This window comes from Aliiglaciecola sp. 3_MG-2023 (assembly GCF_030548205.1).
Classification (GTDB): domain Bacteria; phylum Pseudomonadota; class Gammaproteobacteria; order Enterobacterales; family Alteromonadaceae; genus Aliiglaciecola.
In genome coordinates this window covers 99,560-120,164 of sequence record NZ_JAUORV010000013.1, presented here as the reverse complement: position 1 = coordinate 120,164, position 20,605 = coordinate 99,560, and the positions used below count along the sequence as shown (strand labels likewise).

Sequence of the window (20,605 nt, the reverse complement as noted above, 5' to 3'; positions counted from 1 at the left end):
AACTATCAATTAACAATGGTTCGAAGCACGCTTTAAGGTGATTTGACAGCGTATTGTTTACGTTTGAGAGGATGAAGAATGAGTGATATTGGACTCGGGTTGTTAGCCTTAGCACCCATTGGTTTGTCGGCGCTTTTACTGCTTGGTTTACAATGGCCTGCTAAAAAAGCCATGCCGGTAGTGTTAGCCCTAACTATCTTGTTAGCCTTTTTTGTCTGGAATATGACAGCAACTCGGGTCACTGCATCGATTATTCAAGGTTTAATCGTCACTGTCTCTGTCATGTGGATTGTGTTTGGCGCAATATTTTTACTTAATACATTAAAATATACGGGGGCTATTCAGACAATTCGCCAAGGTTTCGCGCAAATATCTCCTGATAGGCGTATACAAGCTATCATTATCGCTTGGTGTTTTGGCACTTTCTTAGAGGGGGCTGCGGGCTTCGGCACACCAGCAGCTATCGCAGCTCCATTGTTGGTTGCATTAGGGTTTCCTGCGATGGCAGCGGTACTCATTGGTATGATGATTCAAAGTACCGCAGTATCATTTGGTGCAGTAGGTACTCCCATTATCATTGGTATCAATAACGGTTTAGACTCAGCCAATATCAGCTCATTACTCGCCGCTGAAGGGTGGCAATGGTCGCAATTTATTCAACATATCACCTCCGAAGTCGCAATTATTCACGCGTTAGTTGGCACCTTCATGCCGGTGTTTATGGTTATTATGCTAACTCGTTTCTTCGGTGCTAATCGCAGTTGGAAAGAAGGGTTTGAAGTCTTGCCATTCGCCATATTTGCAGGCTTAGCCTTCACCGTGCCTTATGCGTTAACTGGTATTTTTCTTGGCCCAGAATTCCCGTCTTTGGTAGGAGGCCTTGTTAGTTTGGTTATCGTTGTGAATGCAGCGAAAAGAGGTTTTTTAATGCCTAAAACCACTTGGCGTTTTGCTGAAAAATCTGCATGGCCTAAAAGCTGGATTGGTAGCATCAATCTTGATACTAGCAACGAAATTCAGCATAACCCTATGTCGCAAACAAAAGCTTGGACTCCTTACTTAATTGTTGCTGGTTTACTGGTGATTTCTCGTGTATCCCCAGAGATAAAAAGTTTTCTGGCGAATATGAGTATTGGTTTAACGGATATTCTCGGTGAGCAAGGAGTTAGCGCAGCATTTAGCCCCCTTTATCTTCCCGGTGGTTTACTCATTATTGCAGCGCTTACTGCGATTCTGTTACAAAGCAAAGGTAAACAAAGACACTTAGCGTTTAGTAGTGCATTGTCGGAATCAAATAAAACCATTATCGGCGCAGGCATGGTGCTTATGTTTACGATCCCTATGGTGCGCTTATTTATTAATTCTGGCGTAAATATAGGCGACATTCCGAGTATGCCGATGGCGAGTGCGCAATTATTTGCTGATATGTTAGGTGACGCGTTTCCGTTAGTGAGCCCCACAATAGGTGCATTAGGAGCATTCATTGCAGGCTCAAATACTATTTCTAATATGATGTTCAGCCAATTTCAATACGAAGTGGCAATGAACTTACATTTATCGCCATCTTTAATTATTGCAGGGCAAGCTGTCGGCGCAGCAGCAGGTAATATGATTGCTATTCATAACGTTGTTGCGGCTAGTGCCACTGTTGGTTTATTAGGGCAGGAAGGTGCTACCTTGCGAAAAACCTTATTGCCAACTTTTTACTATGTTTTAGTGGCAGGGTTGCTGTTGATGTTTGCTACTTACATATTGAATATTAGCGGCCCGCTAACCTCTGGATAGCGTTCTCTATGCACAATGAGTGAGGCCATTTTAGCTAGTTTGTTTCGAATTTAGCCTGTCTGTGTCAGGCCCGTAGAATATATTTATCACACTTATAGATAGGTGGTAGTTGGAGAATTACAAAATGAATCATGACTCTGTTATTTCACAGTTTAAATCAATATTGAATGATGAGCATGTCACAACGGGAGCCCGTGAAACGGAGCACTATCGTTCAGGCTGGCGCTCAGGTCAGGGAAAAGCACTAGCCGTAGTGTTTCCACAGACGTTAATACAGTTTTGGCAAGTGCTTGAGGTGTGTGCGCAAAACAACTGTATCATTATCATGCAAGCGGCTAAAACCGGCCTAACCGAAGGTTCTACACCCAATGGTAATGATTACGATCGTGAAGTTGTGGTTATCAATACCTTGGCAATGGATAAATTACTTATTTTAGGCAGTGGCGAACAAGTTATTGGTTTTCCAGGAACAACCTTGCACTCTCTAGAGAAAACCTTGAAGCCCCTTTCTAGGGCACCACACTCAGTTATCGGTTCCTCAATGTTAGGTGCATCTATGGTGGGTGGCGTGGCGAATAACTCTGGTGGTGCGCTGGTGAAGCGCGGACCTGCATATACTGAGTTATCTCTGTTTGCACAAATTAATGAGCAGGGTGAGTTACATTTAGTGAATCACTTAGGCATTGATCTTGGAGATTCTCCAGAAGAAATTTTAAATAATCTAGAGCAAGGTAACTTTGATCACAACAACCTGAATACGGACAAGCTGGCTAGTGCATCTGATTATCAACAGCGCGTTCGCGACGTTGATGCCGAAACTCCTAGCCGATTCAATGCTGATACAACTCGTCTTTATGAAGCCAGCGGTTGTGCAGGTAAACTTGCTGTATTCGCTGTTAGGCTAGATACCTTTCCAGTGGCCAAGCAAGAAAAAACCTTTTATATCGGTACCAATAATCCCGATACGCTGACTGAGATTCGACGACATATCTTAAGTGAGTTCAGCAATCTACCTGAGGTAGGAGAGTATTTGCACAAAGACATTTTTGATGTGGCCAAAGACTATGGCAAAGATACCTTTTTAAGTGTTAAGTATTTAGGAACAGATAGGCTCCCTAAAATGTTTGCCTTAAAGGGCCGAATCGATGCGGTTTTGAATAAAATATCCTTTATTCCTAAATTCATGACCGACCGGGTGATGCAAGTGGTTGCTAAACTTTTTCCATTACATTTACCGGCTAGAATGATGGCGTTTAGAGCTAAATATGAACATCACCTGATTCTGAAAATGAGTGATGATGGTATCGCCGAGGCACAACAGTTTCTAGCAAATTATTTTGTCGATAAAGCGGAGCGTGGGGGCTATTTTGAGTGCACCGATAGTGAGTCTAGCAGTGCGTTCTTGCACCGTTTTGCAGCTGCAGGCGCGGCCATTCGTTATGAATTACTTCATCAAAAGGAAGTCGGTGAAATACTGGCATTAGATATTGCACTGCGCAGGAACGACCGTCACTGGGTAGAAGAGTTACCGCCGCATATTATGGATAAAATTGATAAAACACTCTATTACGGTCATTTCTTTTGCCATGTATTCCATCAAGATTACGTGCTTAAAAAAGGTGTCGACGCGAAGCTACTCAAAGCTGATATGTTGGCAGTTCTTGATAACAGAGGTGCTAAATATCCGGCTGAACATAATGTTGGACATTTATATAAAGCCGAAGACGGATTGCAACAATTTTATAAGTCATTAGATCCTACCAATACCTTCAATCCAGGTATTGGTAAAATGGATAAATATAAACGCAATTGCTCCTGCTGTATTTAGAAAAATAAAGCCCTACAGCCTGGTTTTTTAAGTGCGGTGATATTTCACCAAGCTAGGCTGTTTTAAAGAATCCCACCTCTTTGTTGAGCTTTTCTGCAAGTTTATCCAAGGCTATGGTGGCTGCGTTGTTCTGTTCTAAGGAATGGACTGTTTTCTTGTTGATTTCATCTATTTGTGCCATCACTCCATTTATGGTGGCTATCACATCTACCTGGTCAGAAGCCGTGTCGGCCACTATAGTCGCATTGCTATAAGAGCTATTCGCACTCTCTTCAATTTCCTCTAATAAGCCCATGGCATTGTGCGTTTTTGTCTGACCATCTTCGACTTTAGGTAAGGTATTTTGCATAACAGTTACTGCAGTGGATGTTTCTCGTTGGACTTCTTCGATGGTTGATTGAATTTCACTGGTAGCTTCGCCTGTGCGCAGCGCGAGTTGTCTAACTTCATCTGCTACTACTGCGAAGCCACGGCCAGACTCACCTGCACGAGCAGCTTCTATCGCCGCATTCAGGGCAAGCAGGTTCGTTTGATCAGATATGCCGTTGATCACATTGGTGATGCCGCCGATTTGATTGGTGAGTGCTTCTAATTTGCTTATTTGATCAACCGCTTGAGAGACGGTTGTAGCGACATTTTTCATGGCGTCTACGCTTAAAGACATAGAGTCTATGCCGTTGTTGGCTCTTTCCACCATGCGTTTGGCATTGACTTTGTTTTTGGAAGCGGTTTCAGATACCACCAAGATATTTTCTTTCATGTCACTTAATCGGGTTCGGGTGCTTACCGTTAACTGATCTTGTTCTTGAGCAAGTAGGAGAATATCGTTTGACCCTTGAGTTACCACGGTTGACTGCTGTTTCAAGTCTTGTGAGGCTCCAACAATTTCCAATACGGTTTTGCGCAGTCGTTCTTGCATTTTGGACATAGTGGCTAACATACTAAACTCATACTTAGTGCTGAGTGATTGCACCAAGTTACCTTGTGCTATTTTCGTAAGAGACGCTGCTGCGATAGCAGGCTCAGCCCCAAGTGATGCTTTCACACTATTGGCAATGATGTAGGCCACTAAAATCGCAAGTATCAACGCGCTAAGGGTGAGGAGCAGCATAGTGGTCTTAAAGGTGGCCGCATTTTCTAAAATATCGTGGGTAGCCTCGATGTTTTTAGCTTCTTGTAAATCAATAAATGCATTAATACTTTCCAACCATTGCACAAAGAGCTGGCTCCCGCCATTTTTAAGCAGGGTTAAAGCATCCGCGTTTGTTTGCGCGACTTTAGAGCTTATGACGTCTTGTATTACCCTTTCGGTTTGCTGTTGAAGGGAATCGATTTTTTGTAATATGGTATTTTCTTGCCCACTAAAAGCCGTACCGGAGGCTTGCATAGTTTGCATTTTGTCATTGGACAAACGGTAAAATTCAGCCAGCCTTTCAATGTCACTCACCAAGGTGTTTACCGACGCTGATGTGTCTGCTGTTGCCAGATCGCGTATGGCGATGGCGCGGTCATGGACACTACCACGAAAGTTTATTGCGTACCTTTGTTTAGCAACATTAACGTTTGTCATAGTCGTTAGTGTGCTACCGATCATATTGACGCGATAAATGCCAACCAGCGTTAGTATTATCATTAGCAAAATGACTACACTGAAGCCAATAAGTAAACGTGTATTGATACTAAATTTATTAAATATATCCATGCTCTTTCCAGTTTAAAGATAGACTGTTTAGGCCATCTACAAGTTTAGGGTTGGTATTTACTTGGTTGCCATTCGGGCTGCGCTGCTTGAGTATATAGATACACAAAAGGGCACTATGTAGGTAAGGATGACCTTGAACCAAACGAGTTCTGCATCACCAAAAATGGCTTCTGCTTGGTTTATCAGCGTCAGTAATGTGCCTACTACAATACTAATTATAATTGCTGTCTTAAATTGCTGTGCGGTAGACATACTAATGACCTAAAAGCATATGGGTTAAATTTAGTTTCAATTTGAAAAACAACGGTTTAGAAACCTAGGTGTAAACTTCAATATTCGACTAGTTAAGAACTGTGTAATTACTGAAAACTTTCACTATCTTCATTTTTTATTGTTACCAATAAAACTTTAGGTATTAAAATCCTTAACCTCAGTAACGCTAATTGTAGTTTAAATCAGCGGTTATTCTATTAGACTAAAGCAGTGTAAGCATGCAGTAGCGCATTAAGTTGTTCAGTAAATCTAAAATGGCAAAAGGATCGGAATGCAACATTTTGGTTGAACCTATGTTTATCCTTTAGGTCACAGACATAGCCGTTTTAGTTCACCTCTTTGGAAATCGATTTATGTCTTACCGCTATTTATTTGTCACTGTATTTTTAGTCATGGGTTTGTCAGCTTGCGCTGGCAGGCATGAGAGGCATCAGGAAGCAGAAAATGAATTTACAACAGAAATTCATTCCGATGGTTCGAAACGCTTCGTTGTCGCAATATTTTATCAGCAGGAAAAGGCCGGTGGCGGTGGTGGACGCGGTGAAGGAAAACGCGAAGGTAAAAAAGGCGGTGGCGGCCGTTCTGGACAGGGCCAAACTGGTCGTGGTCGATCTGGCTCACAGGAGGATAGTTCGCTAGTAGATTCTGTGCAGCGTAGTGAAGGCGGATCAGATGAAGAAAAGCGTGAAGCTATAATGGATTTGTTAGAACAGAAACTGGCTGAAACAGAGTATTGTCGACATGGCTTTATTGAGCTGGATTATTCGCAAATGCGCAGCAGAACTGAACTTGTCGGTGAGTGTCAAGAAAGCGCCTCAGAACAAGATAAACAACGTTGGGACTCGTAATCTCAGAAGGTTCATAGTCTAACTTTGTCTTTTATTCAGACGCTTCCATGCTAAATTGCTATTCTTAATAATACCCACAGTGATTGTTTTTGAATAGCAATTGATTATGCCTTGGAGGCAATATGAAATATCTTTTAATAACCCTGTTTATACTCTTTAGTTTTACTGCCAATGCTGAGGATACTAGTATTGATAGCGAAAGTGTTTTAGTGACCGTAATCCTAAAACATCAGCAAGACAAAAGTTTGACTGAATTGCAAGCCATCCAAGATAAAAACGAATTTTGGCAATCATTTCCCCCTGAAGGAATGAAAATCGAATCTTGGTATGTAGCGATGGGATTAGGGCAGGTAATCACGTTGCGAGTTTCACCTAAAGATCTGCGAACCTTGAACTTGGCAGTAGAAAAATCTGCATGGGGATCTTTTACTACTGAATTTTATCCTACTTATGAATTTCAAGAAATTGCGAAAAATATTAAAGCCAGCAAAGCTAAAACAAAATAGACATCTAACAATTGCGCTAGCCTTGATTGATTAATCGGGGCTAGCTAAACCTTTCTATCATGGAATACAATTTTTCTTGTTCAATGGGTTTAGAAAGATATTCATCCATGCCAGAAGCAATACATTTTTCTCGCTCATCTGACATGGCGTTTGCAGTCAGGGCAATAATTGGAATTTTGTCTGCGGGGGCCGACATTTGCCGAATATGTTGGGTGGCTTCATAACCATCCATGTTAGGCATCTGACAATCCATTAAAATTAAGGAGTAGTGACGATCAAATTTAATTGCATGTTTCATAATTGATAAAGCTTCGGTGCCATCCTTAACGATGTCGAAATGAATATGTCGCTGTTTTAACATTTCCCCAATAACTACCTGATTAATTTCATTATCCTCAACGATTAAAATTTTCAGGTGGCTCAGATCGCTGACTAAAGGTTTTACTCCTAATGCCCCTGAGATTTGCTCAACATCATCCACCAGGGCAACATTGATGTTAGCTTGGAATTTACTGCCTTTGAGGGGGGTACTTTCAACACTAATATCTCCCCCCATTAACTGACATAACTTGCGTGTGATGGAGAGTCCTAATCCGGTACCGCCAAATTTACGAGTGGTTGAAACATCTGCTTGATTGAAAGGTGAAAAAAGATTGTGCAACTGGACTTTTTCCATTCCAATTCCTGAATCTTCAACCGTAATGGAGAGCTTAGCCCGGTTATCTTCTTGTACCGTCAGATGGCTGGAAATTTTCACATTGCCTTGAGGAGTAAACTTGATGGCATTAGAAAGCAGGTTGGAGCAGATTTGACGCAATCGAGTGGGGTCGGAAATGGCAACAACTTTATTAGTTGCTTCGAAATTTTTAACTAAATCAATCGATTTGTCTTGTGCCCGAGGGATAAATATATCAACACAGTTATTGAGCAACTGATTGACATCTATGGTTACCTCTTCAAGGTTTAATTTATCTGAGTCAATTTTAGTAAAGTCTAAAATATCGCTAATAATGCCAAGTAAAGAGGTAGCACTGTCTTTGGCTAATCCTAAGAATTTTTTTTGCTTAGAATCAAGATGAGAACTTTCCAAAATTTGTAGCATGCCCAGCACGCCGTTAATGGGAGTGCGAATTTCATGGCTCATGTTGGCTAAGAATAAACTGCGAGCTTCGAGGGCTAGAGAGAGTTCTTTATGTCTACTCTCCAGCTGAATTCGATTATTAACTTGGTCAGTAATGTCTTGAAAAGCACCAACGAGCCTGACACATTTACCGTTATCTAGCTCTGCTTTGCCCTTTACTGTTATCCATTTCTCGGTGCCTTTTTGAGTGATGATCTCGAATTCCCCGGAAAAGTGTCCACCACTTGCTATTGCATTGTTAATATATGAAGTAATTCGTTGTTGGTTTTCTCCCACCTTGTAAAACTTCAAGCCTTCTTCTAAAGCAGGTTCATAATCTTGGTCAACTTCGTGAATTTTTTTAGTTACCGCTGACCAAAACAATTTATTTTTAATTAAATCCAGTTCCCATGCTCCAACATCAGCAACCTGCCCCATTTGCTCCAAGATATTCTGTTGTCGAGTCATCGCTTTTTGCTGAGCCTGAAGCAAATCGATTTTTTCGTAACGAGCAATTTCATTGGCGACCCAATGTGAAAGTAGCTCTATAAAATCATGGTCTTCTTGACTAAAGGGAACTGAACGAGGAGCGCTAGCAGAAAAGTTAATGGTGCCATAACGTCTTCCTTCGACTATCAGCGGAGCACCTATATAACTTTCTAAACCAAAATTTTTGTAACAAGGATGCTGGGCGATTCGGCTCTTCCCTGCATGATAAAAAGACAGCGCATGATTGGTTTCTAGGGTATGCAAACAGTAAGTTTCAGCAACATCGAATGTTGTTCCTGGGAGTAGATCATCGTCTGGGGAAATGGCATACCTAACAGTGTAAATCTCGTCAACAATTTCACTAATAATTCCCAAATCCAAGTGGAATACTTCAGCACCTAGTTTCAATAACGAAACCATTTTTTCAGAATTTGAAAGGGAATTATCTGAGGTGATTTGATACAGCTGTTTTAGATTACGCACCGCAATGTTTGTCCTTCGAAATTTATCTCACTGATAGATCTAAATTAAGCGTTTAATATGAAAATTATAGTTGAATGGAGAATAAATTTACCAGTTGTTAATGGCAAATTAACGTTTTGCCGTTCACGTTTCAAACTCAACCTAATATAAACGTAAGTTGGGAGATTTTAGATCATTTTTCTAGAAAATAATTTTCTTAATTTGTGGGCAAAGAGAATAAAACTATAACATAGTGCTTGATGCAGAGGTACAAGATGGCCTTAACTAAAATAGATATGTTGAAGGATTTTTATAGAGGGGAAAGGCACCAAGGATGAACCCGCAGGCCTTTCATATTCTGCGGGGTTAGGGAAACGCTGGTTAAGTTGACGACAGCGTGATGCGTTTTTCAACGATGATTGGTGTGTCTCTGCGAACAGCAGAGATGCGAACTCGCACTTTTTGAGTATCGCCGGAAATACTTTGATATCTGACCGACTGGTTGCCTTGGATTCGGGTTAAATACATAGTGCTATTGTCCAGCAGTTTAACCCCTTTACTACTGACCACTTCCGCTTTTACATTGTGATAATCAGGGTGGATGTTATAGCTAATGGTAAAGGCTCCTTTCCCGCCCGAGATTGTATCTTCAGTGGAAAGTGTGACTTTCAGTGGCGCGCCTGCTGGTGGCTTAAAGTGTTGCAACATGACTGGGTGTAATTCAGGTGACAGCGGTGGAAACGTTGGAATTTTACTTGTCCCGTAGTCGTGATACTGACAGCTAAAGCTATATGCTGAGAACAATACGCAACAATACCCAAGAAAAAGAGTTAATTTCTTCATTTTAATGCCTAATTTGTCAGTTGAATGTGAGATTTATAAAAACGTGACAGCTGTCATTCGTGTGGATTTCAGCACAGAAAAAAAGGAGCAAATCAGCGTTTCATAAAGGAAGTTTTGGCAGAAAAATAAACTCGATTGCCAAAAGACACGATTATCAAACTAGCAAAATGATCTTGTTGTGGTCAAGTTTTATCGATGAAAAAGCGAACAGCAGCGTTCAAAGTGCCAATTGGTCGCAATAGATAAACCAACGACCGCAAATTGCAAACTAAAAGCATGATCTATTCTTTCTTAGAGCTTTATTATTATGATATAACGTTCTTAGACTTTAAGTTGAAAATTTGTACTAACTAATATTTAAGAGTGGGAATAAAGTTGAACAGAAAAATTACTTTGAGTCGTTATTATCGTGGTGGGTTCCTTTTCTTGTTGATGCTTGCGTTTACATCAACTCAAGCGGCAAGCAATCCAACTTATGATGAAGTGGAATGGATAGAGTTAATGCCCAAGAGTGATCTTGATGCTCTGCTCGATCCCCCTGACTTTCTGGTTGAAATTAAAGACGGCAGTGAGCTTGATTCTGTAGAAGCGTTATCAGGTATGAAACAGAAGAGCGAAAACGCCGAACGATTTGAGCAAGCATTAACATCAACTCGCATCATCCAAAGTTTTGATAAAAAACAGGTCAGAATTCCAGGTTTTATTGTCCCCCTTAGTTCAGATGAACAGCGTCGCGTGGTGGAGTTTTTTATCGTCCCTTATTTTGGCGCTTGTTTACATATGCCGCCCCCGCCACCCAATCAAATGATCCATGGCAGGTTTAAAGAAGGGATCAAAGTGACTCAACTCGATGTCGCCTTTTGGTTTGAGGGTACTATTAATATTGAAACTACCAGTAATGACACCGGAACATCTGCTTACGCGATGACATTGGATAATATTGAAGTTTACGAGTAGTTATTTGGCCGCAAAATCGGTTAGGTTAAGCTAACCGGTTTATACCAACCTGATGATGTGCGACGCCATTAATTGGTTTAATTCACAAAATCTAAGGTGAGTAACAAGCGCTTTTGATTCGGTTCATAGGCAGGTGAGCGATGCACCACACCAGCAAGCTCATTATCCATCCATGTTTCGCCCTTGAGTAGAGCTACATGACCCGTGCCCATGGATTGTATGTCTGTTTGTTGAGCAAACAATCCTGAAACAGCGTCTTCTAAACCTTTACTGCCGTGACCTAATTTATCTCTGCTTACCTTGTTATGTTCCAACCATTGAGTGCCATTTCCTGCAAAGGTGGTCACTAACCGACACGGCACGTGATCCACATGAAAACGTGGACACATGGGGGCATCAAGTATCCGTAACCGGAAACCGACCTCTTCAAGCTCAAATAGAGTACAAAACATATCTACCAGTTCGGTTGTACTCGCTATGAACGCATCCCCTGTGTTATACAATTTAAGCGCTTCACGAATACTCATACTTATATTCTGAGCATCAATAAAGGCTGATATATTTAGTGAAGACGTCGTTTCCAGCAGGCTTTCAACGTCAGCGACTACTGAAGAGGATAACTGGCGTTGCCAGATCGCCATATTGACACTTTGCTTATAAATCTGGGTCAATATATCGACCTCTTTTGAACATACAGAGTGTCGCTCCCAATCATCATAATTGTTGGTAGTTAATACTGTGGCTGCTTGCATGAAAACCTCATTTAATCTGTTTTTAGGGAAAGTTTTAGGCTCCAAAATGGGTTTAGCTGATGGCTTGGTAATCTGCAAAACTAGTTTTTCGGCGCTTCAAGTTCTGAAGGTGTCCAAAGCCCACTAATGCAGCGCCAATAACTGAGGCTACTGCTTCACCCGTTTCACCAAAAACATCATGTCCGAGTGCGCCTGCTAGTACTAAAATTACCAGCCCTATCAACGCAGTAATTAATATAGGCATACTACGTTGGTGAACATAGCCAAACGTAATGGCAAAAATACTGATGGGAACAACCCCATAAAGTAGCCATATATGAAGATGTTCGTCGTCAAGAATCGCAAGGCTAGTTAAGGTTGGTAAAACAAGCAGAATGATGGGAGAGAGCAGGCAATGGATAACACATAACGTAGATAAGGTAATTGCAGAGCGATCCGCAAGGGTGAGTAGTTTATTATTAATCATTTTGATTCCTAGTTAATTTTAATGGTGCTGTCGTCACTGACTCATTCTGCGAAAAATACCATCTTCAAATTTAACGATACTGCGCACCGATATTGGCAATTCAAAGTAAGGGGCCTAACAACCTTATTGATGGTTAATGCCACTTCAATTGATGACGCTTAGGGTTTATTAAGGTTGAGCCTTGTCCAGTTTGAATGCTCCACTGAACTGCTAAATTTTGTAAATTGTTGCTTGAATTTAAAATCGGAAAAGAGACCTGAGTTACCTCATCGGGGCATTCAATTAGGTATAAAATCTCTATGTCACTATGTTCATGTTCACCGGAATGCTCATGGTTGTCAGAAAGCTCGTGGCTGTCGGAATGCTCGTCTTCACCAAACTCAAGGGAACTCTGGGAATAATTCACTTGTGTACAATTGACATCAAATTGGATTAGGTTTTCGAAGTGTTTTTGTTTTTGGTCAAATTGCTCAGCTATCAGTCTTTGTTGCTCATTTTCAGGGCTATGTTCAAAACCAAGTATGTCAGAGGCAGGGAGTACGAATTGTACCTGCCATAAATCATTTTCCTGAGCAATAAATACCGAACCCTGTCCATGGATATGTTGTTGACTATGCACTGCCGCGGTCCAGCTAACAAAGATCAGAATGCCTAAAATAAATGACTTCATTTTTACCCCCTTCTCAATTAGGTTTCGTTAATTTGACCCGTTTACACAATACTGGTTGTTTTAAAACTCGGTCAGTGAATGGGACTTTTTACGAATAATAGAGATAATATAACATTACTTTTTAAATTGATATAGTATAACATATCGAACTTATTGAGGTGATCGATAGCCAACAGCTTTGTCGTTGCTATTAACTCACCAATAAGCCCATGCTAATCTTGGCAATTCAGTGATTAAGGCTTTGTCATAAATCTGCATCGACGCATGAATATACTGTCTAATAATGAGGTTATCGCCCACCCAAAGCATTATTTTTTGGTTGCAGTAGTCGCCAATTAGAGAAATGCTAACGTTTGGTATTAAAATAGGAATGTTTATGGTTACCCGAAGAGAGTTTAATCGAGGTTTTATTGCGGTTGCATTTAGTGGTCTTGCGACACATTTACAAGGCGGGGAATTAACTCGTTATTTGTCGAATGTATCCGCAGCTTCAGGCAACTTATCCAATTTGCCTTCTGGCCCCGCGGCGCTGGGTAGCTTGGTTCCAGATCCTAAAGGCATTATTGATTTACTCCCTGGGTTTAGCTATCAGCAAATTTCGCATTTCGGTGATCCTATGGATGACGGATTAACTGTGCCCGACAGAGCAGATGGTATGGGCTGTTTTGAATTGGACGATGAGCGAGTGGTGTTGGTGCGTAATCATGAATTGTCGCCGTCAAAATCTGCTAACCAGCTCGCAGATAAAAGTATCCATAGTACAAGGGTGTATGATACTGATTCATCGGGCATTCCTTTGCCAGGGGGAACCAGTAATATTGTCTACAATTTAAAAAAGCGACAAGTCGAATCTCAGTTCATGTCATTGCTAGGTACCATCCGTAATTGTTCTGGTGGCACTACTCCTTGGGGAAGTTGGTTAACCTGCGAAGAATCAGTAGCCACGGCTTCTAATGCAATCAACAAAAATCACGGCTATGTGTTTGAAGTTCCTTCGAGAGCAACAACATTGGTAAAACCAGAACCAATAAAAGCTATGGGACGATTTAATCATGAAGCGGCTTGTGTCGATCCAGTCAGTGGTATTGTTTATCTTACAGAAGATCGACCTGACAGCTTGTTTTATCGATTTGTGCCCAATATCAAAGATGATTTAAAAGCGGGCGGACAATTACAGGCCCTAGTGATAGCAGGAAAGCCCAAATTCGACACTCGAAATTGGCAGCAACCGCAAATGCAAATTAATCAGGATTATGCTTGTCAATGGATAGACCTCGACAACGTCGAAAGTCCCGAAGATGATCTTCGTTTAAGAGGGTTTGCAAGAGGCGCTGCGGTGTTTGCGCGAGGGGAAGGAATTCATTTTGGTGAACAAGAAATGTATTTTTGTTGTACCAGTGGTGGCAAAGCCAAATTAGGGCAAATTATGCGCTACCGGCCTTCACCTGAAAGCAAACATCAAAGTAAGGGAACACAAACCGGCACGCTGACGTTGTTTGTGGAAAGCCCCAACAAAGCGACCTTTAACTTTGGAGATAATTTAGCGGTAGCTCCTAGCGGCCACTTAATAGTGTGTGAAGATCAGTATTCAGATGTTGTCAATAATCACCTCAAAGGGGTCAGTCCGCAAGGTCAAGTTTATGACTTTGCAAAGGTTCGTTGGCAAACTGAACCGGCTGGCGCATGTTTCTCCGCTGATGGTTCTGTGTTGTTTGTAAATCTTTATTCTCCCACCCTCACATTAGCAATAAGAGGACCTTGGGGATCACTCTATGCTTGAGGTTACCAACGTACCCACCAATATTATTACGGGTGCTTTGGGGGTAGGGAAGACCACGTTAATTCAGTCCCTGTTAGAGCATAAACCTAAAGAAGAAAGGTGGGCAGTATTAGTTAATGAATTTGGTGAAGTCGGAGTCGATGCTGCTCTTTTAAATAGCCCTGAAGAAACCGGTGTTTACATTCGAGAAGTGCCAGGAGGATGCATGTGTTGTACTTCAGGACTACCCATGAAAATAACCTTGAATCTGCTGTTGGCTCATGCAAAACCCCATCGCTTAATTATTGAACCAACAGGCCTTGGTCACCCAAAAGAGGTTTTAGCCACACTTACCTCCGAAGATTACAAAGGTGTACTTGATGTTCACGCAACCCTAGGTTTAATTGATGCACGTAAACTAACTCAGCCCCGCTGGCGGGCGCATAAAACCTTTCAAGAGCAGCTGCAAATAGCTGATTACGTGGTGGCAACTAAGTCTGATCTATATAACCATGAATCAAAGCCAATGTTAGTTAAATATTTGGACGAATTAGGGATAACAAACACTCCTGTTGTGTTTTCTAACAAGGGCGTTATTGATCCAAATTTACTTTCAAATAAGTCTCAACATCTACAAAGTGTTTATGTACATCAGCATAATCACGCGGCACATTCAATTCTGAATCCAGGGATAAAAGTCCCCACAAAAGGGTCAATTAAGGTGGAAAACAGTGGAGAAGGTTATTTCGCTTGTGGTTGGGTTTGTGCTCCTGCTGAGCTTTTTGATTATCAACTCATTGTAGATACATTAAGTGGTATAAATGTAGAACGCCTGAAAGCCGTTTTCATTACTCAAGAAGGGGGAGTGGGTTGTAACTTCAGTGATGGAGTATTGCGTTTGACTACTTTGGACAGTGCAAAGGATTCTCGAATTGAATTTCTTACGCAAAATAAATTGCTAGCTGAACAAACCTGCAAAATATTAGAAAGCGCGTTAGGTTTAAGTGCTACTTGAGTAGCGTTATCAATACTATTAAGAAGTACCCATTTAAAACGGGGGGAGTGCATCGTCGTAATTAAGGCAGTTGGTAACGGTATCGATATTAAGTCAAAAGAAATCGACGAAGATCCTGTTCTTGGCGCATCACATGCAAAATAAATACTTTATTACTCTCAAATTTATAAAATAGTCGACACGGCTTAACGACAAGCTAGCGATAGTTTACCGTCGGAATTTCATTTGGTACTTTCCCTGCCTCAGGATAACTTTGTAAATGTTTTATACGTTTAAAAACAGTTTTCACGAGCTTTTTTGCAGCTTGCCAACAATCGCTATGCTTAAGCATAGCGTTATGGCTTAACTTAAATATCCGCGATTAATCATCTAATTCCCAAGCTGGGAATGGGTCGCTAAGGGTTTTCCAGTAATCTTTTCCTTGGAGTAATTCGGCATCGTTTAATAAGCATTGATCTAAGGCTTGGGTGATGCTGTGTTGGTCTAGGTTTTGACCGATAAACACCAGCTCTTGGCGCATATCTCCAAAAGGTTCCACCCATAACTCGTTAATTGATTTAAGTGATTCATCATCAGTGGGCCATTGTTCCGGTGGCGCGGCTTTCCAGAATAAACCACCAAAACCGTACCTTGCAATTCCACCGGCTTGACTCCATTGGCCTGCGAATTCTGGGCGTGTAGCTAACCAAAAGTATCCTTTTGAGCGAAGTAACTTGCCGTACTCTTCGGTGCTGTGTAGGAACTGGTAGAATTTTTGTGGATGAAAGGGTCTTCTTGCACCGTAGCTAAAGCTATTTATTCCATATTCTTCCGTTTCTGGAGTATGCTCACCACGTAATTCTTGCAACCAACCAGGCGCTTGCTGTGCTTTATCAAAATCAAATAGCCCTGTACCTAGAATACTATCTACCCTGATGTTGCCGTTACTGATTGGCAGAATATGCGCCTGTGTATTGAGGCTTCGCAAGACCGCTTTTAGTCGTTTTATGTGCTGATCATCAACCAAATCGGTTTTACTAATAAGGATAACATCAGCAAATTCGACTTGATCAACCAGAAGATCTGCGACGCTGCGCTCGTCTTCTTCACCCAAACTTTCACCGGTTTCTTGCAAGTATTTTGCTTCGTCGTAATCTTTTAGAAAATTCACTGCATCTACTACTGTTACCATGGTATCTAGGGTGGCTACATCTGATAAAGAGATGCCATCTTCATCGGTAAAGGTGAAGGTTTCGGCTACCGGTAACGGCTCTGAAATACCCGTTGATTCAATTAGCAAATAATCAAATTTTCCAGTAGCAGCGAGTTTAGTGACTTCAAGCAATAAGTCTTCTCGAAGAGTGCAGCATATACAGCCGTTACTCATCTCGACTAATTTTTCATCACTATGATTTAACGAAACGTCACTTTTTAAGATAGATGCATCGATATTGATTTCGCTCATATCATTGACGATGACCGCCACTTTTTTATCTTGGCGATTATTTAAAATATGACTCAGTACGGTGGTTTTTCCTGCGCCAAGAAATCCTGATAACACAGTAACGGGGAGTTTTTGTGGGTTCATATTTACGTCTATTCCGATGTATGAGGTGTTGGAAGTTTGTTTTTTCGTTGTAACTGGTAATTTCGAATATGAGCAAAGGCAATAATGCATGATCCAAAAACGGTCATTGCAACTTCACCATAGTTGCCAAGTAAGTCATGACCTATCAAGGCAGTTAAAATGAGTAGCGTCAGTCCAAATGAAGCAATTAAAAAAACGCGGCCACTGCGATGATGGAAGTAACCCATTATCAGCGCTATGACGCTAATGGGCACAACGGCGAATAGCAGCCAACGGTGGAATAGCGCATCGTTTATGGCGAACAGCCCAGAAAGCGGTGGCATAAGAATGAGCAAAATAGGAAAAAAGAGACAGTGAATGACACACAGTAGCGATAATCCTACCGCTGCTTTATCACTTATTTCTTGAATCTTAGCCATTTACTACTCCTGAGTAATTATTTTTAAGCTTTTGCGAAGCGCACTTATCGCATATGGTATTGAGTTCAATTTGAGATCCTAAAACCGAAAAGCCCGCGGTTTGTGCTTGTTCAGACAGTGCTTTAATCAAGTCGTTTGCCAATTCGACTTTTTTTATACTCTGACAAGATTTACAAATCAGGAAAAGCGGCGGTTGATGTTTCCATGGCCCAAAGGTGGGAGCACAAATAATGTATTTGTTTATGGAATTAAGACGGTGAACTAGCTTCGCTGTTTCTAAAAATTCCAATATACGATAAACCGACATTGCGGTAATAGATGCACCAATTGTCTTTTTGTAGTGATCTGTTAGTTCGTATGCTGAGACAGGTGTGTTTAGTTTGAATAGCACTTCTAATACGTGTTGACGTTTCTCCGTCAACCTACTGCCAGACTCTTCACAAATTAGCCTTGCTACCGAGATCATATTTTTCGTTTCACTAGACTTCATTGTCTTTATTCCTAATCGACTTGTCGCATATTGAGGCCGTCATTTCCTCATCAATAGCAAGGATAAAGTTAGGCTGAACTTGCCATTACGAACCTGCTTGTGTTGATAACCCCTTAAGACAAATTTTTCCAACGTATAGGATTGCCTTTGATTTCGATACATTATAACATAACTTCAAATAAGTGAAACAATATAACATAACACTGGAGACTGGGATGTATAAAATATCGCGAATTGTGGCACTTGTTAGTGCGCTCATACCGGCGAGCTTAATGGCACAATCTATAGAAGGGGTAGTGAAAAATAGTGAAGGGAATGCCGTTAAAGGGGCGCTAATCACTGTTGAGGGTACGAGTGCTAAAACGCTCACTAATAGTGACGGGCGCTTCGTATTTAATGATTTAAAAGCAGGGTTAAATGAGCTGCATATCTCTGCTTCAGGTTTTGCCCATCTTTACCAAGATATCGTGCTAACTGAAGATGGCGTTGAAGCTCTAGCGCTTACCCTCATTCGTTCACCTATTGAAGTCATCGATATTGTTGGTACTCCTATTCATATGTCGGTGATGGAGTCTGCTTCACCGGTTAGTGTCCTTTCTGGTGAAACTTTACGTCGTCAACAAGCTTCTACCCTTGGTGATACTTTAGAAAAACTTCCTGGTGTTCAATCCAACTTTCACGGCAATGTTGCTAGTACACCTATTATCCGTGGTTTAAGTGGCCCGCGTGTGTTAATCGCACAAAACGGTCTAGATGTGAGTGATGTTTCACGAGTGGGACCAGATCATTCAGTGGCCACTGAAGCGTCAACATCTCAACAAATTGAAGTGTTACGCGGCCCAGCAACACTTTTCTATGGCAGCGGCGCAATCGGTGGTGTGGTTAACGTAGTCGATGGAAGAGTGCCCACCGACAACACAACTCGCGGTGAATGGTTGCTTGAAACCAATTCAGCTGATGAGAAAAAGCTAGCTAGCTTTAATGTTACCACTGGTTATGAGTCTTTTGGTTTTTATGCGGATGGTTTTTGGCATGAGTCTGAAGATTATGAAGTGCCAGTTGAGGCTGAGGTTGAAGAAGAAGAGCATGATCATGAAGAAGAAGAAAGCCATGATTATGTTGTAGAAAACAGCTCAGAGAAATCAAACGGTTTCACATTAGGTGCAAGTTATCTTTTTGATGCGGGTTATGTTGGCGTTGCAGTGGAACAGTTTAATCGTGAATACGGTATTCCTGGTCACTCACATGATGGAGACGTCAACGTTTATGCAGATTTGGAACAAACTCGAATTCAACTGCTTAGTGAAATCAATATTCAGTCAGAATGGATCAATCAGGTAAATGTGCGCGGAGCCTATACAGACTACGAACATTCTGAAATTGAAAATGATGCTGTGGGAACGTTATTTGAAAATGATACCCACGAAATAAAAGTAGACGTTCTGCATAATCCTTTATCAGATTGGAACGGCGGATTTAGCCTGCATTTCAAAAACAGTGACATTTCAGCGGTTGGCGAAGAGGCTTTCACTCCACCTTCTAAATCTGAAACTATTGCTCTAGCGTTGATGGAAGAAAAACACTTTGGCGATGTGTTATTGCAGTTTGGTGCGCGAATTGAGCGAGTAACTATAGATGCCGATGATGTGTTACTGCCTGTTCTTGAGGCCCATGAACACGAAGAAGAAGAGGAAGATGAGCATGATCATGACCACGGTGATGAAGAAACTGCTACACGGGTTTTCGACGTAGCACACAAATTTACACCTGTGAGTTTGTCGGCAGGTTTAGTTTGGGATTTTACACCCGGTTATAACATTGGACTTTCTGTTTCACGTTCAGAGCGAGCACCTTCGGCCGCTGAGCTTTTGTCTTTTGGGGCGCATATTGGAACCAATAGCTATGAAGTTGGCGCTTTATTCGCGTTAGACGGTGAAGAAATTGGTTTATCGGGTGAAACAATCGACCTTGAAACTGCCAATAACATTGATTTGACACTGCGTAAAACCCAAGGTGATGTGGCATTCGTCTTTAATGCTTTCTATAACCAAGTAGACAATTACTACTATCAAACCAATACCGGTCTTTTTGTTGAAAGTAGTCATGACCATGACGATGAGCATGACCATGACCATGACCATGATGCCGAAGAAGAGGAGCACACTGACGAGTTGCCAGTTTATATATTTGAAACTGATGATGTGGTGCTAAATGGTTTTGAAGTTCAAGTGGCATGGCAGGCAACAGATACAATCAAAGCAACAGTATTCTCTGATTTTGTTCGCGCACGTTTAAAAGATGGTGGCAACTTACCACGCACGTCTCCACTTCGATTTGGGACTCAATTCGCCTACGTAGATGACAGCTTGACAGCCCACTTAGATGTTACCCGTTATCAAAGCCAAGACCATGTAGCAACGGATGAAACAAGTACAGCTGGCTATACCATGGTTGATGCAAGTGTTTCTTATGATTTACCCGTCTCCAATCAAGACATTATGGTGTATCTAAAAGGCACAAATCTGACTGATACCGAAGCGCGAGTTCACACCTCATTTATAAAAGATATAGCCCCTCGCCCAGGACGTAGTTTCGCTGTGGGTATAAGAGGCAACTTCTAATTCGACAATCACTTTTTACACATTAAGGAATAA

General features: G+C 41.5%; 18 protein-coding genes. 8 read left to right on the top strand and 10 right to left on the bottom strand.

Annotated features, from left to right (window positions below):
- Positions 1-78 precede the first annotated feature (78 nt).
- Both Q4574_RS15160 and dld read left to right on the top strand, forming a co-directional pair.
- Entirely contained in the window at positions 79-1,785 is a 1,707-nt protein-coding gene (locus Q4574_RS15160) for an L-lactate permease (RefSeq protein WP_303475018.1), read from the top strand.
- 124 nt (positions 1,786-1,909) lie between these two features.
- Positions 1,910-3,613 (top strand): D-lactate dehydrogenase, encoded by a 1,704-nt coding sequence (gene dld, locus Q4574_RS15155; protein WP_303475016.1) that lies wholly within the window; start codon positions 1,910-1,912, stop codon positions 3,611-3,613.
- Positions 3,614-3,665: 52 nt separating this feature from the next.
- Here the strand turns inward: dld and Q4574_RS15150 are convergent, their stop codons facing one another.
- Together Q4574_RS15150 and nrtS are read right to left on the bottom strand one after the other, a co-directional pair.
- A complete protein-coding gene (locus Q4574_RS15150) occupies positions 3,666-5,315 on the bottom strand; it encodes a methyl-accepting chemotaxis protein (RefSeq protein WP_303475014.1) in 1,650 nt (549 codons plus the stop codon).
- Positions 5,316-5,372: 57 nt separating this feature from the next.
- Positions 5,373-5,567, bottom strand: a complete 195-nt coding sequence (nrtS, locus tag Q4574_RS21505) for a nitrate/nitrite transporter NrtS (RefSeq protein ID WP_368411646.1) — start codon at positions 5,565-5,567, stop codon at positions 5,373-5,375.
- Positions 5,568-5,941: 374 nt separating this feature from the next.
- On the opposite strand from nrtS, the gene Q4574_RS15145 reads away from it, so the two are divergent.
- Together Q4574_RS15145 and Q4574_RS15140 are read left to right on the top strand one after the other, a co-directional pair.
- Positions 5,942-6,436 carry a hypothetical protein gene (locus Q4574_RS15145; protein ID WP_303475012.1) on the top strand — a complete coding sequence of 165 codons (495 nt, stop codon included), beginning with the start codon at positions 5,942-5,944 and terminating at the stop codon, positions 6,434-6,436.
- Between the two features lie 122 nt (positions 6,437-6,558).
- Positions 6,559-6,942, top strand: coding sequence for a hypothetical protein (locus Q4574_RS15140; RefSeq protein WP_303475010.1), 384 nt, complete (start codon positions 6,559-6,561; stop codon positions 6,940-6,942).
- 40 nt (positions 6,943-6,982) lie between these two features.
- Here the strand turns inward: Q4574_RS15140 and Q4574_RS15135 are convergent, their stop codons facing one another.
- The gene (locus Q4574_RS15135; protein ID WP_303475008.1) at positions 6,983-9,034 is read right to left on the bottom strand and encodes an ATP-binding protein; all 2,052 of its coding nucleotides are present in this window, start codon (positions 9,032-9,034) and stop codon (positions 6,983-6,985) included.
- A 360-nt stretch (positions 9,035-9,394) separates the two neighbouring features.
- On the bottom strand, positions 9,395-9,856 hold the full coding sequence (locus Q4574_RS15130; RefSeq protein ID WP_303475006.1) for a hypothetical protein: 462 nt from the start codon (positions 9,854-9,856) through the stop codon (positions 9,395-9,397).
- A gap of 375 nt (positions 9,857-10,231) precedes the next feature.
- Between Q4574_RS15130 and Q4574_RS15125 the strand changes: the two genes are divergently transcribed.
- Positions 10,232-10,813, top strand: a complete 582-nt coding sequence (locus Q4574_RS15125; RefSeq protein ID WP_303475005.1) for a DUF3299 domain-containing protein — start codon at positions 10,232-10,234, stop codon at positions 10,811-10,813.
- Positions 10,814-10,890: 77 nt separating this feature from the next.
- On the opposite strand, the gene Q4574_RS15120 is transcribed toward Q4574_RS15125, so the two are convergent.
- The 3 genes from Q4574_RS15120 to Q4574_RS15110 form a co-directional block, all read right to left on the bottom strand.
- Positions 10,891-11,565, bottom strand: coding sequence for a DUF1826 domain-containing protein (locus Q4574_RS15120; protein WP_303475003.1), 675 nt, complete (start codon positions 11,563-11,565; stop codon positions 10,891-10,893).
- A gap of 52 nt (positions 11,566-11,617) precedes the next feature.
- Complete coding sequence (locus Q4574_RS15115; protein WP_303475001.1) at positions 11,618-12,031, bottom strand: MerC domain-containing protein; 414 nt, start codon at positions 12,029-12,031, stop codon at positions 11,618-11,620.
- Between the two features lie 133 nt (positions 12,032-12,164).
- Entirely contained in the window at positions 12,165-12,701 is a 537-nt protein-coding gene (locus tag Q4574_RS15110; protein ID WP_303474999.1) for a DUF2796 domain-containing protein, read from the bottom strand.
- Between the two features lie 376 nt (positions 12,702-13,077).
- Between Q4574_RS15110 and Q4574_RS15105 the strand changes: the two genes are divergently transcribed.
- Both Q4574_RS15105 and Q4574_RS15100 read left to right on the top strand, forming a co-directional pair.
- Positions 13,078-14,481, top strand: a complete 1,404-nt coding sequence (locus Q4574_RS15105) for an alkaline phosphatase PhoX (protein ID WP_303474997.1) — start codon at positions 13,078-13,080, stop codon at positions 14,479-14,481.
- Positions 14,474-15,475: a GTP-binding protein gene (locus tag Q4574_RS15100; RefSeq protein ID WP_303474995.1), complete on the top strand. Its 1,002-nt coding sequence runs from the start codon at positions 14,474-14,476 to the stop codon at positions 15,473-15,475. Before Q4574_RS15105 ends, Q4574_RS15100 begins: the two co-directional genes overlap by 8 nt.
- A gap of 361 nt (positions 15,476-15,836) precedes the next feature.
- Here Q4574_RS15100 and zigA read toward each other — a convergent pair whose 3' ends face one another.
- The 3 genes from zigA to Q4574_RS15085 are packed head-to-tail and all read right to left on the bottom strand — an operon-like array spanning position 15,837 to position 17,951.
- Entirely contained in the window at positions 15,837-17,042 is a 1,206-nt protein-coding gene (zigA, locus tag Q4574_RS15095) for a zinc metallochaperone GTPase ZigA (protein ID WP_303474993.1), read from the bottom strand.
- An 8-nt stretch (positions 17,043-17,050) separates the two neighbouring features.
- Positions 17,051-17,461 (bottom strand): MerC domain-containing protein, encoded by a 411-nt coding sequence (locus Q4574_RS15090; RefSeq protein ID WP_303474991.1) that lies wholly within the window; start codon positions 17,459-17,461, stop codon positions 17,051-17,053.
- Positions 17,454-17,951: a Fur family transcriptional regulator gene (locus Q4574_RS15085; protein ID WP_303474989.1), complete on the bottom strand. Its 498-nt coding sequence runs from the start codon at positions 17,949-17,951 to the stop codon at positions 17,454-17,456. The genes Q4574_RS15090 and Q4574_RS15085 overlap by 8 nt, the downstream gene beginning before the upstream one ends.
- Positions 17,952-18,166: 215 nt before the next feature.
- On the opposite strand from Q4574_RS15085, the gene Q4574_RS15080 reads away from it, so the two are divergent.
- Complete coding sequence (locus Q4574_RS15080) at positions 18,167-20,572, top strand: TonB-dependent receptor (protein WP_303474987.1); 2,406 nt, start codon at positions 18,167-18,169, stop codon at positions 20,570-20,572.
- Positions 20,573-20,605: the final 33 nt, after the last annotated feature.